Annotated in this window: 12 protein-coding genes; 8 read left to right on the forward strand and 4 right to left on the reverse strand. The window is 72.5% G+C overall.

Annotated features, from left to right (window positions below; all coding sequences use genetic code 11):
- Positions 1-78: 78 nt before the first annotated feature.
- Complete coding sequence (locus tag ACFY15_RS30370; RefSeq protein WP_390690058.1) at positions 79-657, reverse strand: hydrogenase maturation protease; 579 nt, start codon at positions 655-657, stop codon at positions 79-81.
- A 279-nt stretch (positions 658-936) separates the two neighbouring features.
- Between ACFY15_RS30370 and ACFY15_RS30375 the strand changes: the two genes are divergently transcribed.
- The gene (locus ACFY15_RS30375; protein ID WP_390690059.1) at positions 937-1713 is read left to right on the forward strand and encodes a slipin family protein; all 777 of its coding nucleotides are present in this window, start codon (positions 937-939) and stop codon (positions 1711-1713) included.
- Positions 1714-1983: 270 nt separating this feature from the next.
- Here the strand turns inward: ACFY15_RS30375 and ACFY15_RS30380 are convergent, their stop codons facing one another.
- Entirely contained in the window at positions 1984-2430 is a 447-nt protein-coding gene (locus ACFY15_RS30380) for an OsmC family protein (protein ID WP_390690060.1), read from the reverse strand.
- Between the two features lie 49 nt (positions 2431-2479).
- On the reverse strand, positions 2480-3331 hold the full coding sequence (locus tag ACFY15_RS30385; RefSeq protein WP_390690061.1) for a universal stress protein: 852 nt from the start codon (positions 3329-3331) through the stop codon (positions 2480-2482).
- A 227-nt stretch (positions 3332-3558) separates the two neighbouring features.
- On the opposite strand from ACFY15_RS30385, the gene ACFY15_RS30390 reads away from it, so the two are divergent.
- The gene (locus ACFY15_RS30390) at positions 3559-4089 is read left to right on the forward strand and encodes an HPP family protein (protein ID WP_390690062.1); all 531 of its coding nucleotides are present in this window, start codon (positions 3559-3561) and stop codon (positions 4087-4089) included.
- A 273-nt stretch (positions 4090-4362) separates the two neighbouring features.
- Positions 4363-4608: a hypothetical protein gene (locus ACFY15_RS30395; protein WP_390690063.1), complete on the forward strand. Its 246-nt coding sequence runs from the start codon at positions 4363-4365 to the stop codon at positions 4606-4608.
- A 34-nt stretch (positions 4609-4642) separates the two neighbouring features.
- Here ACFY15_RS30395 and ACFY15_RS30400 read toward each other — a convergent pair whose 3' ends face one another.
- Positions 4643-4852: a hypothetical protein gene (locus ACFY15_RS30400; protein WP_390690064.1), complete on the reverse strand. Its 210-nt coding sequence runs from the start codon at positions 4850-4852 to the stop codon at positions 4643-4645.
- A 139-nt stretch (positions 4853-4991) separates the two neighbouring features.
- Here ACFY15_RS30400 and ACFY15_RS30405 point away from each other — a divergent pair, with 139 nt between their 5' ends.
- From ACFY15_RS30405 to ACFY15_RS30425, 5 genes are all read left to right on the forward strand, one after another.
- Positions 4992-8603 carry a hydantoinase B/oxoprolinase family protein gene (locus ACFY15_RS30405; protein ID WP_390690065.1) on the forward strand — a complete coding sequence of 1204 codons (3612 nt, stop codon included), beginning with the start codon at positions 4992-4994 and terminating at the stop codon, positions 8601-8603.
- A gap of 133 nt (positions 8604-8736) precedes the next feature.
- Entirely contained in the window at positions 8737-9813 is a 1077-nt protein-coding gene (locus tag ACFY15_RS30410; RefSeq protein WP_390826431.1) for a zinc-dependent alcohol dehydrogenase family protein, read from the forward strand.
- A gap of 94 nt (positions 9814-9907) precedes the next feature.
- Positions 9908-10357 carry a universal stress protein gene (locus ACFY15_RS30415; RefSeq protein ID WP_390826432.1) on the forward strand — a complete coding sequence of 150 codons (450 nt, stop codon included), beginning with the start codon at positions 9908-9910 and terminating at the stop codon, positions 10355-10357.
- 321 nt (positions 10358-10678) lie between these two features.
- The gene (gene ppsA, locus ACFY15_RS30420) at positions 10679-13120 is read left to right on the forward strand and encodes a phosphoenolpyruvate synthase (RefSeq protein ID WP_390826433.1); all 2442 of its coding nucleotides are present in this window, start codon (positions 10679-10681) and stop codon (positions 13118-13120) included.
- A 41-nt stretch (positions 13121-13161) separates the two neighbouring features.
- A complete protein-coding gene (locus tag ACFY15_RS30425; protein ID WP_390826434.1) occupies positions 13162-13404 on the forward strand; it encodes a hypothetical protein in 243 nt (80 codons plus the stop codon).
- Positions 13405-13447: the final 43 nt, after the last annotated feature.

Genomic DNA, 13447 nt, shown 5'->3' on the forward strand with positions numbered 1-13447 from the left:
CCGGCGCGCCCGGGGAGGGACGCGGGTCCTGCCCGCGCGCCGGGGCGCCACGGTGTGCGACTGCGTACGGACAGGGTGTCAGGCGGGTGGTCTGCGGGCCGCGAACGCGGTCCGGCGAGTCCCGTCCGGGGAGCCCGTACGGGTGCGGACGCCGTCGGGGAACGTGGCGTGCCGTGCGATCTCCGCCTCGACCCGCCGCACCAGACGCGGCACCGCTGCCGCCACCGCCGCGGTCATGCCCGGTCCCACCGAGCGGTCCGCTCCCTCCACCGCGTACACGACCAGACGATCGGGGCCGCGCCCGAGTGCCGCACCGAGCCGCAGGGCCTCGGAGAGCCCCAGCGCGTGTGTGCTGTGCCGGCCCGGCCCGGCCGGAAGCGGGGTGCCGCCCACCGCACTGTCCCACCGCCAGGTCCGCCCCGGCCGTGCCGAGGGCGGGAAGCAGGCGTCCACCACGATCACTCGACCGGCGCCCGCCCACAGCTCCAGCAGCCGACCGGGATCGCCGTCGCACTGTGTCAGGACGGTCCCCGGTGGCAGCTCGCGACGTGCCGCCCGCTCCCTGAGCGCGGCGACGACGGCCCACCCGATCCCGTCGTCCCGGCGGAAGTCGTTGCCAAGCCCGATGACCGTTGTGCGGACCGCGCTCTCGGCCACGTCGAACCCCTCTTCCGGGGCCGGCCCTGCCTGCCCTGCGGCCCACCTCCCGCATTGTCACCCGGGCGCGCGGGGCACGCCCGCCGGCGGCCGCCCGGTCCCGCGTCCGGCCCTCCCGGGTTCGCGGCGATGGTCACGCCGGTCACGGACAGGACGAGAGCCGCGGCGCCGGCCGCACCGGTTCCGGGGACCGTTCGGACCCCGGCTGGGTACTGATGGGCCCAGGCGGCCGCGCACACCCTCGCGTCACCATGGGCAGCACCCGAGGAGGTGGTCCGGATGTCCCGTCTCGGCGTTGCCGTCGTGCGCCAGTACGAGCGCGGTGTGGTCTTCCGGTTCGGAAGGCTGCGCAACGTGCGGAATCCTGGTATCCGCTTCATGATCCCGCTGGTGGACCACATGTGGAAGGTGAGTCTGCGCACGGTGACCATGCCGATCGCGTCCCAGCAGGTCATCACCCGGGACAACGTCTCCATAGGCGTGGCCGCCGTCGCCTACTTCCGCCGCGACGACCCGGTCAAGTCCATCGTGGAGATCGAGGACGTCTCGTCGGCGATCAACCACATCGCCCAGACGACCGTGCGCAACGTGGTGGGCCGCTCGCTGCTCGACCAGGTGCTCACGGACACGGAGACCCTCAACATCCAGATCAAGGACATCCTCGACAGCCTCACTCAGCAGTGGGGTGTCTACGTTCTGCTGGTCGAGCTCAAGGACATCGAACTGCCCACCACGATGCAACGCGCCATGGCCCGCCAGGCGGAGGCGGAACGCGAGAAGCGCGCCAAGATCATCGCGGCCGAAGGAGAAGCCCTCAGCGTCGACCGCCTGGCCGAGGCCGCGGACGTCATCGGCCGTCACCCCATCGCCCTTCAGCTGCGCAACCTGCAGATCCTCGCGGAGATCGCGGCGGAGAAGAACTCCACCATCGTCTTCCCCGCTCAGTTCCTCGAGAGTGCCCGGGCACTCACCCGGTTCGTCGAAGGGGAGTCCACGAGCGCCGAACCGCCCGCCGCCCGGCTCGACCTGCCGCAGACGGCGCGGTGGGACCCGTGAACACACCTGCACCGAAACCCGGTGGCACGCCCCGTGCCGCCAAGCCCGTGCCCCCCGCCTTCCGGGTCGGTTTCCGGCAGCCGGGGCCCTGCCCCAGCGGGCGCCTGCCCAAGCGGGCCCGGCCCCGGGGGGAGCGGAACGAGACACCGCCGCGTCGGATCCACACCATCCGCGTACGGGAGCTGTTCGGCTGACCCCGGCCGACCGGTGCCGCGCAAGGGCCGGGGCGCGGCACCACGCGCTGCCGGGCCGCCCACCCGGCAGGGGCGGCTACGGCGCGAGCCCGATGTCGATGTCCGGCGGCCGCTGGAGCGTGTTGTGGACGGTGCAGTGCGAGGCGACGGCGAGAAGACCCGCGCGCCGCCCCTCGGGAAGCTGCGGGGGAGGCACGATCACGATGCGCACCGCGGCCACCCGAGCGGGTCGGTCGGTGGCCATGGTGAATTCCGCCCGCACGACCAGACCCGCGCGCGGCAGATCGTGGCGGAGCAGGTAGCGCCCCGCGTAGAACGCGACGCACGTGGCCAGGGACGCGGCGAACATCTCGGTGGGCGTGGGCGCGGTGTCCGTCCCGCCCGCGTCCGTGGGCTGGTCGACACGGAGGCGGTGCCCACCCACGTCGACCACGTAGGCGTCACCGTCGACGTGGGTGACTTCGAGCCGGTGGGTGTCCCCGGGCAGCCGCCCCCCGGTCGTTTCCGGCGCAGTGTCTGCCATGGCGGCACCTCCGGTTTCCGTGACCTGCTGTCACTGTGGGCCTCGAAGATCAGGCTCGCTGTGGAACGACGGCCACCGGGCATGCGGCGTGGTGCAGCAGGACGTGAGCGACCCGGCCCAGCTGTAGACCGAAGTGTCCGTGCCGTCCCGGAACGCCGACCACGACCAGGTCTGCGGTGGCCGATGCCTCCAGCAGAACCCGGTGGGCCGGACCCTCGACGGGACGACGGTGCACCTGCACGGCGGGGTGCTCCCGTATGACGTCACGGAGCGCCTCCGTGAGGTCGGCCGAGGCCTGTTCCTCGTGTGCGCGCGGGGCCAGACGATCGTGGGCCGGCACGCGCCAGGCACGGACGGCCTCCAGGGCACAGCCGCGAACCTCGGCCGCTCGGACGGCGAACCGTACGGCATCCCCTGCGCCGGCAGGCTCGCCGATCCCCACCACGACCCGGCCGAACGACCCCTGCCGGTTCCGCTCCGGGCCACGGACCACGATGACCGGGCACGTGGCACGGGCTGCGACCGCGAGGCTGACCGACCCCAGCAGCATCCCGGCGATCTCGCCGCGGCCACGGGCTCCCGTGACCAGGGCACATGCCTCATGCCCTGCTTGCAGGAGGGCGGAGACCGCATCGTCGGGCAACACGTCGCCCGCTACCGGCACCTCCGGGTTGCGCAGTCGGGCGCGTTCCGCGCTGGAGGCGACGATGTGCTGCACCATGACCTCCTCGGTGGGGCGATCGGCGCCGAAGGAGGGGCGGCCGCCTTCGTAACGTTCCCACAGCGAGGCATGGACCAGACGCAGGGGCAGCCCACGGCGGGAGGCTTCGTCCACCGCCCAGTCCACGGCCTGCAGGCTGGAATCCGATCCGTCGATGCCCACCGTCAGCGGGAGCCTCATGTGTCCTCACGCCTTCCTCTGCGGCCGGCGCGCAACCCCGCGCGCAGGCCCTCGGTACATACGATGGCATCATCCGGTCTCTGCCGCGACGCACGCGGCCGGGCAGGGAAGCCGCCCGGCTCCTGACCGCGACTCCGCGCGGCGAGGCCCTCCCCGGGCGCTTGACGGCCCGACCGCAACGCCCCGGCGGCGTCGCCGCGAGGCGCGCGTACACGAAGGAGGCGACCATGGAACAGCAGCCGGAGGGGCTCCACCATGAGCGGAGAGTTCTGGCACGGACGGTCGACCGCGTGATGCGTCCCGCGGCGACCACCGTCGACGCCGACGAAAGCGCGCTCGTGGCATGGGAGCTGTTCGAGCGGTCCGGCTCCTCCCACCTACCGGTCGTGCGCCCGGACGGGCGCTGTGCCGGACTGTTGGACCGGGCCGACGTCGCGGTGGCCTGCGCGGCCCCGGCCGTTGCACTGTCCGGCCTGCGCGTGGAGGATCTCCTGCGCGGTCACGGGCCGGTGATCGTGCATGTGGCGCAGACCGTACGCCACGCGGCGGACCTCATGACCTGTACGGGAACCGACGCAGTCCCCGTGCTCGGGGAGGACGGGCGACTCGTCGGCGTGCTGACGGCGACCGACATCGTCGCCGCCTTCGCCGGTCACCCGGCACGGGAAGAACCCGCCGACCTGCGGCCACCGGCTCCGCCGACGCTGCTGCCCCCGCCCCCACCCCGCCGGGGCTACCGCGGAACCGCGGTGCCCTGACCGCCGCTGGAGGCAGTGCGGGGAGGCAGTGCGGGGTGCACTGTCGGGCACGAGGACACGGGCTTGCCGATCTTGCCTCCGCCGGATCCGACGGCCCCGCCGAGGAGAGGCGGCGTGCGTCAGTCCTCGCAGGCGTCCACCTGGCGGAGGACGCCGGACGCATCGCTGTCCTGATCGAGGAGATCGGGGGCCAGGGCCAGAGAGTCCGGACCCCCGCTCGCCGGCACCGTTCTGGTGCCCGTGGGGGATCTCGGCGAGGCCAGTCTTCGGCTGGTGGCCAGAGCCGGTGACGCCCTCCACCTGAAGGCGCCCCCGGCCGTGCTGGAGAGGGACCTGACGGACATCGGCGTGCGACAGAGTGCCCTGAGCCGGTGGCTGCTGACGGGCGCCACGGTGTGCACCGTGCCCGATGCGGTCGACGCCGCGGTGCTCGGCCGTTGCTACGAGGAGTGCGCGCAGAGGGCGGCCGCGATGGCCCGCACCGCGGACCTGCTGCGTGAGGGCGCCCGGCAGAGGTGAGGCGGCCGCGGGCGGCGCTCCGGGTCCGTGCCGGTCAGGGCAGACCGGCAGCGGCGGTCCGGTCGAGGAGGGAGCGCAGGCGGCCCCCGCGAGCGCCTTCCCGCGCGCCGCCCCTCGCGCCCGCCGCGAGGTGGGCGGCGTCCGGCAGTCCGGCTCCCTCACCCGCACCCGACTGGACCAGCACGTCCAGCCCCGTATGGTCGCCCCGAGTGGACTCGCTGCACACGTCCAGCGCCGTGCTCATCACACTCTGTTACCTTCCGGTTGGTCCGGTACGGCTCGTTCGGCAGGGGCGGCCGTGGGCACGGCGGCTGTGGGCCGCACCGGCCATGCCGGCAGAGCGGCGGGCGCCTGGCGGACGACACGGAAGGGAGCCTCACGAGATGGCCCTCACACCCCGGCCCGGATGGCTGTTCTGGATCGACAGAGGCGGCACTTTCACCGACATCGTGGGGCTTGCACCCGGCGGCCGGCTGCGCACCCTCAAACTTCTCTCCGAAAACCCCGGCCGCTACCGCGACGCGGCCGTGGAGGGCATTCGCACGCTCCTCGGTCTCCGCCCGGGCGAGGCCATCCCGGCGGAGGCGGTCCAGGCCGTGCGCATGGGCACCACCGTTGCCACCAACGCGCTCCTCGAGCGCAGCGGTGCCCGCACCGTCCTGGTCGTCACCCGGGGTTTCCGCGACGCCCTGCGCATCGGGTACCAGAACCGACCGCGGCTGTTCGACCGGAAGATCGAACTGCCAGAACCGCTGTACGAGCGCGTCATCGAGGTCGACGAACGCGTCACCGCGCGGGGCGAGGTCCTGCGGCTGCCGGACCTCGACACCCTTGCCACAGCCCTGGGCGAGGCGTTCGAGGACGGTATCCGGGCGGTTGCGGTGGTCTGCCTGCACAGTGCCCTGCACCCGGCGCACGAGGCGGCGGTCGGAGAGCTCGCCGGCCGTATCGGCTTCACCCGGATCTCCCTCTCCTCCGCCACCGGAAGGCTGACCAGGCTCGTCCCCCGAGGAGACACCGCGGTGGTCGACGCGTACCTCTCTCCGGCTCTGAACCGGTACGTGCGCCACGTGACGCGGGAGCTCGACGGCGTCCCGGTGATGTTCATGCAGTCCAGCGGGGGACTGGCCGCCGCGGAACACTTCCTCGGCAAGGACGCCATTCTCTCGGGACCGGCGGGAGGCATCGTCGGCATGGCCCGGCTGTCCGGGCAGATCGGCTACGACCACGTCGTGGGCTTCGACATGGGAGGCACGTCCACCGACGTCTCCCACTACGCGGGCGCCTTCGACCGGGTGACCACGACCGAGGTCGCGGGCATCCGCCTCCAGGCGCCGATGCTCGACATCCACACCGTGGCCGCCGGCGGCGGGTCGGTGCTGCACTTCGACGGCGGCCGCTACCGCGTGGGACCCGACTCCGCCGGGGCGCAGCCGGGTCCCGCCTGCTACCGCGCGGGAGGCCCGCTGACCGTCACCGACGCCAACGTGCTGCTGGGCCGCATCGTGCCCGCCCATTTCCCCCACGTCTTCGGCCCCACAGGCGACCTGCCTCTCGACGAGGCGGTCGTACGGCGCGAGTTCGCCGCCCTGGCCGAAAGGATCCACGACGCCACCGGTGTCCTGAAGACTCCGGAAGAGGTGGCCGAGGGCTTCCTCCAGGTCGCGGTGGCCCATGTGACGGCAGCCGTGAAGCGCATCTCCGTGCAACGAGGCCACGACATCCGGCGGTACGCCCTGACCAGCTTCGGCGGCGCCGGGGGCCAGCACGCCTGTGCGGTCGCCGACGCCCTCGGCATCACCACCGTCCTTGTACCGCACCTGGCCGGGGTCCTGTCCGCGGTCGGCATCGGACTCGCGGACGTCACGACCGTCCGGGAACGCTCCCTCGAATGCGGGCTCGACGAGACGAACCTGCGGCGCGTGCGGGACACGGCGGCGGAACTCGAAGCCGAGGCCCGCAGGGTGCTGCGGGACGAGGACGTCCCCGACGACATCGTCCGCGTCCGGCACACGGCAAGGCTGCGCTACGACGGCACGGACACACCTGTCACCGTGGAACTCGCCGACGCGGACTCCATGGCAGCCGAATTCACCGATCGCCACCGGACGATGTACTCCTTCCTGCTCGACCGGCCGTTGGTGGTCGACGCCCTCTCGTGCGAGGCCCGGGGACTTACGCCACAGCCCGATCTGCGGCACCGGTCCGAGGCCGTCGCCGGCCACGGCACGGAGAAGACCACGCGCATCCACACGGAAGGCGGCTGGCGGACTGTCACGCTCCACGAGCGTGGACTGCTGCGCCCCGGTGAGACCGTGCCGGGGCCCGCGGTGATCACAGAGACGCACGCCACCACCGTCGTGGATGCCGGATGGCGAGCCACTGTCACCGAAGCGGGACACCTGTGCCTGGAGCGGGCGACCCGGCCTGCCGGGCCCGAGCTGGAAACCCGTGCCGATCCCGTCATGCTGGAGATCTTCAACAGCCAGTTCGTCTCCGTCGCCGAACAGATGGGCGCCCGGCTGGCTGCCACGTCCCAGTCCGTCAACATCAAGGAGCGGTTGGACTTCTCCTGTGCGCTGTTCGACCCGGAGGGCGGCCTGGTCGCGAACGCGCCGCACATCCCCGTCCATCTGGGTTCCATGGGCACAGCCGTACGCGAGATCGTACGGCGCCGGGCCGGAGCCATGCGCCCTGGAGACGCATACGCCGTCAACGATCCCTACCACGGCGGCACCCACCTGCCCGACATCACCGTGATCACCCCGGTCTTCGGGGAGGAGGGGACCGCCCACGCGGACCGCATCCTGTTTCTCGTGGCCTCCCGCGGTCACCATGCCGAGATCGGCGGGCTGACACCCGGCTCCATGCCCGCCGGCAGCCGGACCATCGAGGAAGAAGGCGTTCTCTTCGACAACTGGCTGCTCGTCCAGGAAGGCGTGGTGCGGGAGGCGGAGACGCGGGCCCTTCTGACCGGCGCGCGCTACCCTTCCCGCGACCCCGACACGAATCTCGCCGACCTGCGCGCCCAGATCGCCGCCAACGCCAGGGGCGTCGTGGAAGTCGGCCGCATGATCCGCCACTTCGGTCTGGACGTGGTCCAGTCCTATATGCGGCACGTTCAGGACAACGCGGAGAACGCCGTCCGCGAAGCCATCGGCGCGCTCAGTGAGGGCGCGTACCGCTACCGCACCGACTCGGGGGCCGTGATCGCCGTCCGCGTGAGCGTGGACCGGTCCCGGCGCTGTGCCACCGTCGACCTCACCGGTACCTCGGCCCAGCTCGGCACCAACTTCAACGCCCCCACCTCCGTGGTCACCGCTGCCGTGCTGTACGTCTTCCGCACCCTCATCACCCAGGACATCCCCCTCAACGACGGCTTCCTGCGGCCGCTGCGCCTCATCGTCCCGCCCGGCTCGATGCTGGCGCCCTCCCCGCCCGCGGCCATCGTCGCCGGCAACGTCGAGACCTCCCAGGCCGTCACCGGGGCCCTCTACGCCGCGCTGGGCGCCCAGGCGGAGGGGAGCGGCACGATGAACAACGTCACCTTCGGCAACGCGCGCCACCAGTACTACGAGACGGTCGCCTCCGGGGCCGGCGCGGGACCGGGGTTCCACGGCGCCTCCGCGGTGCAGACCCATATGACGAACTCCCGCCTGACCGACCCGGAGGTACTGGAGCTTCGCCTGCCGGTCCTCGTCGAGGAGTTCTCGGTACGGGCCGGCAGCGGCGGAGCGGGACGGTGGCACGGAGGTGACGGGGTGGTGCGCAGGATCCGTTTCCGCGAACCGATGACCGTCAGCGTGCTCTCCCAGCACCGCCGCGTTCCACCGTACGGAATGGCCGGCGGCGCTCCCGGTGCCCTGGGCGAACACCACGTCGAGCGGGCCGACGGCAGCGCCGTGCCCATGGCGGGGTGCGACTCCGTGGACGTGTACCCAGGAGACGTCTTCGTCCTGCACACCCCCGGTGGAGGCGGCTACGGGCGGCCGTGAGGCAGCGGGGGAGCCGGGGCCGCAGGTGACCGACCGGTCCCCTCGGCAGGGGCCGACCGGCCCAAGCGCCGTGGAGGCGCGGGGGCGCAGCCTGACAGTGACCCCTACCGCCCGGCGCAGAGAGGACGCAACCATGAAGGCACTCGTCTTCGAAGGCCCGGGAGTGACCTCCTGGCAGGAGGTTCCCGACCCCGGGATCAAGAACGGCGCCGATGCCGTGGTCCGGGTCGACGCCGTCACCATATGCGGCACCGACCTGCACATCATCAAGGGCGACGTCCCCGAGGTCACCCCAGGTCGCATACTCGGCCACGAAGCCGTCGGTACCGTCGTCGAGACCGGTGGCGACGTTCGCAGCGTCCGCCCCGGCGACCGCGTCCTGATCTCCTGCATCTCGGCCTGCGGACGCTGCCGGTTCTGCCGCGAGTCCCGCTACGGGCAGTGCCGCGGGGGTGGCGGCTGGGTGCTGGGCCACACCATCGACGGCACCCAGGCCGAATACGTCCGCGTCCCCTTCGCCGACCTCTCCGTCCACCCGCTTCCCAGCGCTGTGAGCAGCCAGGACGCCGTACTGCTCGCGGACGTCTTCCCGACCTCCTACGAGGTCGGCGTACTCAACGCGAACGTGCGCCCCGGTGACACGGTCGTCGTGGTCGGTGCCGGGCCCATCGGTCTGGCGGCCATCGCCACCGCGTCGCTCTACAGCCCCGGCCGGATCATCGCCGTGGACCTCGCGGCCTCCCGCCTGACGGCGGCACGCGACCTCGGTGCGGACGCGACCGCAAGCGCGCGGGAGGAGCCCGAGCGTCTGGTCGAGGACCTGACCGACGGGCTCGGCGCGGACGTGGCGATCGAAGCGGTGGGTGTGCCCGAGACGTTCGAGATGTGCACACGCATGGTCCGCCCCGGCGGACGCGTGGCCAACATCGGCGTCCACGGCAAGCCCGCCACCCTGCACCTCGAAGACCTGTGGATCAAGGACGTCACCATCACCACCGGCCTCGTCGACACCTCCTCCACCCCCATGCTGCTGCGCATGATGGCCGCCGGCCGCCTCCCCGGAGCCTCGATGGTCACCCACCGTTTCGACCTGGACCGGATGGAAGAGGCGTACGACGTCTTCTCCCGCGCCGCGGACACCGGCGCCCTCAAGGTCGTGCTCGGCGGCCGGCAGCACGGCACGGTCGCCGTACCGCCGCAGGAGCGATGAGGGCCGTGGACGGTACACGGCGCACGGAGACGCAGGGTGGCGGTGGCCACTCGTCGCGCACACGCTGAAGGTATGTCCCGCGAGGGGCAAGGACATGGACAGGCAGCATGAGGTTCCGCGGATCGTCGCGGGCGTCGACGGGTCGCCCTCGTCCCGGACGGCCCTGCGCTGGGCGGTCGGGTACGCCGGCCTCGTCGGCGGAAGGGTGGACGCGGTCACTGCCTGGGAGATCCCGGGCGAGGCGTCATGGTCGGCTCCGGCGGTGGACGCGACGCTCGACCAGGAGCAGGCCGAGAGGCTGCTGGTCGATGAGGTCCGCACCGTGCTCGGTGAGCCGGGGAGCCTCCTGGTGAACGAGCGCTTGGTGCACGGCCCCCCGGCCGAGGTCCTGGTGCACGCGGCCCAAGGGGCCGACATGCTGGTAGTGGGCAGCCGCGGACGCGGCGGCTTCCGCCGGGCGCTCCTCGGCTCGGTGAGCCTGCAAGTGGCGCTCCACGCCCCGTGCCCCGTCACGATCGTCCGACCGGACGTGTCCGTGGCGTGAGCCGTGTCGGGTGCCGCAGCCCGGCCGCCCGCCACTCGGGGCCCCTCCCGCGGGCCGATCGGCCCCACACCCGGGCGGACCACTCGGCCCCGGCCGACGGGCCCTCTCGGCACTGGGGACGGAGCGGGACATGGCGTGATCGTGGAACCCGGACGCCAGAGCGGCGCCGCTATTCCAGGAGGGTGACCCTGATGCAGCGCAAACGGATGCAGACCCGGCCGAAGCAGCCCCGCGAGCCCGCCCCCCTGGACCTGCGCACGCCGTCCGGCCGCCCCCTGCCCTACTGAGCAACCCACCGTCAGCCAGGCCACGGAGGCCGTCATGGGACAGATGCGACGCGTCATACCGTTCACCCGGCTCGGCCGCGGAGACCTCGGCCGCGTCGGAGGGAAGAACGCCTCGCTGGGCGAACTCACCGTTGGGCTGGCCTCGGCCGGCGTGACCGTACCGCCCGGCTTCGCCACCACCGCCGACGCCTTCCGGGAACTGCTCGACCGGCATGGCCTGCGCCCCCGCATCGCGGAGCAGCTGGACCGGTACCGCGAGGGCGCCGCGCTCGAGGACGTCGGTGCCGCCATCCGTTCGCTGATCATGGCCGAGCCGCTGCCGGAGGCCCTTCGAAACGAGATCACCGCCGCCTACGAGGCCCTCGGAAGGGAACTGGGCCGGCCGGTACCCGAAGTGGCCGTGCGCAGCTCCGCCACGGCCGAGGACCTGCCGGAGGCCAGCTTCGCCGGGCAGCAGGAGACGTTCCTGAACGTCCGCGGCGCCGAGCGCCTGCTGGAGGCCGTGCACCGCTGTCTCGCCTCCCTCTACACCGACCGGGCCATCGACTACCGCGAGCGCATGGGCTTCGACCACCTGGGCGTGGCCCTCTCCGTCGGTGTCCAGGCGATGGTCCGTTCCGACCTCGCCGGTGCCGGGGTGATCTTCACCCTCGACCCGGAGACCGGCTTCCGCGAGGTCGTCGTGATCAGCGCGGCCTGGGGCCTCGGCGAGACCGTCGTCAGCGGGCAGACCGACCCCGACGAGTACACCGTCTTCAAGCCCTCCCTGAAGGACCCGGCCCTGAATCCCGTCATCGACGTACGCATCGGGGCCAAGCGCCGCAAGGCCGTCTACGCGGAAGGCGGGCTGACCGGGACCGTCGACACCACCGCCGAGGAGCGCGGCCGCCGCGTCCTGACCGACGCCGAGGCGCGGCAGCTCGCCGAGTGGGCCGTGGCCGTCGAGGAGCACTACGGCTGCCCGATGGACCTGGAGTGGGCCAAGGACGGCACGTCCGGCGAGCTGGCCGTCGTCCAGGCCCGGCCGGAGACCGTGCAGTCCCGTCGGCGGTCCACGACCCTGCGCCGCTGCCTCCTCACCGGCATGCCCGGCGAGCCGCTCGCGGAAGGCATCGCGGTCGGCGAAGCCATCGGCGCCGGCCCCGTGTGCCGCCTGGACACCCCCGTCGAACTGGACCGTTTCCCCATGGGCGCCGTGCTGGTCACTGCGATCACCGACCCCGACTGGGAACCGATCATGAAGCGCGCCGCCGCGATCGTCACCGACCACGGGGGCCGCACCTCCCACGCGGCGATCGTCAGCCGGGAGCTCGGCGTCCCCGCCGTCGTCGGCACCGGCAACGCCACCGGGGTCCTGCGCCACGGCGGGCACGTCACCGTCTCGTGCACCGAGGGCAGCCGCGGCCGGGTGTACGCGGGCCTGGTGCCGTACCAGGAGACCGAGACCGACCTCGCCGCCCTGCCGGCTACCCGTACCCGGGTGATGCTCAACCTCGCCGACCCCTCGGCGGCGTTCCGCTGGTGGCGGCTGCCGGCCGACGGAGTGGGACTGGCCCGCCTGGAGTTCATCGTCGCGCACCAGGTCAAGGTCCACCCCATGGCGCTGGTCCACCCGGAACGCCTGGACGCGGCCGACCGGCGCGCCGTCGACCAGCTCACCGAGGGCCACCTCGACCGCACCGGGTACTTCACCGACCGCCTCGCGTACGGCATCGCCCGGATCGCCGCCTCCCGGTGGCCGGACCCCGTCGTCGTCCGCACCAGCGACTTCAAGACCAACGAGTACGCCAAGCTGCTGGGCGGCCGTCCCTTCGAGCCGGTCGAGGCCAACCCGATGATCGGCTGGCGGGGCGCCAGCCGCTACTACAGCGAGGGCTACCGCGAGGGCTTCGCCCTCGAATGCCGGGCCCTGCGCCGGGTGCGCGACGAGATGGGCCTGACCAACGTCATCGTCATGATCCCCTTCTGCCGCTCCCTCGCAGAGGCCGACAAGGTCCTCGACGTCATGGCCGCCGAAGGGCTCCGCCGGGGGGAGAACGGGCTCAAGGTCTACGTGATGGCCGAGATCCCGGCCAACGTCCTGCTCGCCCAGGACTTCGCCGAACGCTTCGACGGCTTCTCCATCGGTAGCAACGACCTCACCCAGCTGACCCTCGGCGTGGACCGGGACTCCGAAGCCCTCGCCGACGTCTTCGACGAGAACGACCCCGCCGTCACCAGCCTGATCCGGATGCTCGTCCCACGGGCCCACGCCGTCGGACGCCCCGTGGGCCTGTGCGGCCAGCGTCCCAGTGACGATCCCGCGTTCGCGGCGTTCCTGGTCGGTGTCGAGATCGACTCGATCTCCGTGGTCCCCGACAGCTTCGCCGACGTCAAGCAGCACGTGGCCGCGGCCGAGGGGAGCCGCTACGGCGGGGACCGAATGGTCCCCTCCGGGATCCGTCCGGCCCATGCGGAACCGCCGTCGGCCGCGTGACAGTGACATCAGCACACGAGGACGAGACGAGGAGTCCCGCCATGACCGCCAAGAAGGTTCTGGTCGCCCACGGGACCAAGCACGGAGCCACCGCCGGTATCGCCGAGCAGATGCAGCTCCTCGGCGCGCGGGAGCACCGGACGTTCGGAGGGAGCGTCACGGCCCGGACTCCCCGAATGCCCGCCCGGTCGATGCTCCGCCAGGGCAAGGGCGGCGATGTCCGTGATCCCGAGCGCATCCGGTCCTGGGCCCACCACAACAGCGCCGAGCTCGCCGCCGCCTGAACCGGGCGGCCGGGCCGGCGGGTACGCAGTGCGGAGGCGCGCC

It is taken from the genome of Streptomyces sp. NPDC001373 (assembly GCF_042895815.1).
Taxonomy (GTDB): Bacteria; Actinomycetota; Actinomycetes; order Streptomycetales; family Streptomycetaceae; genus Streptomyces.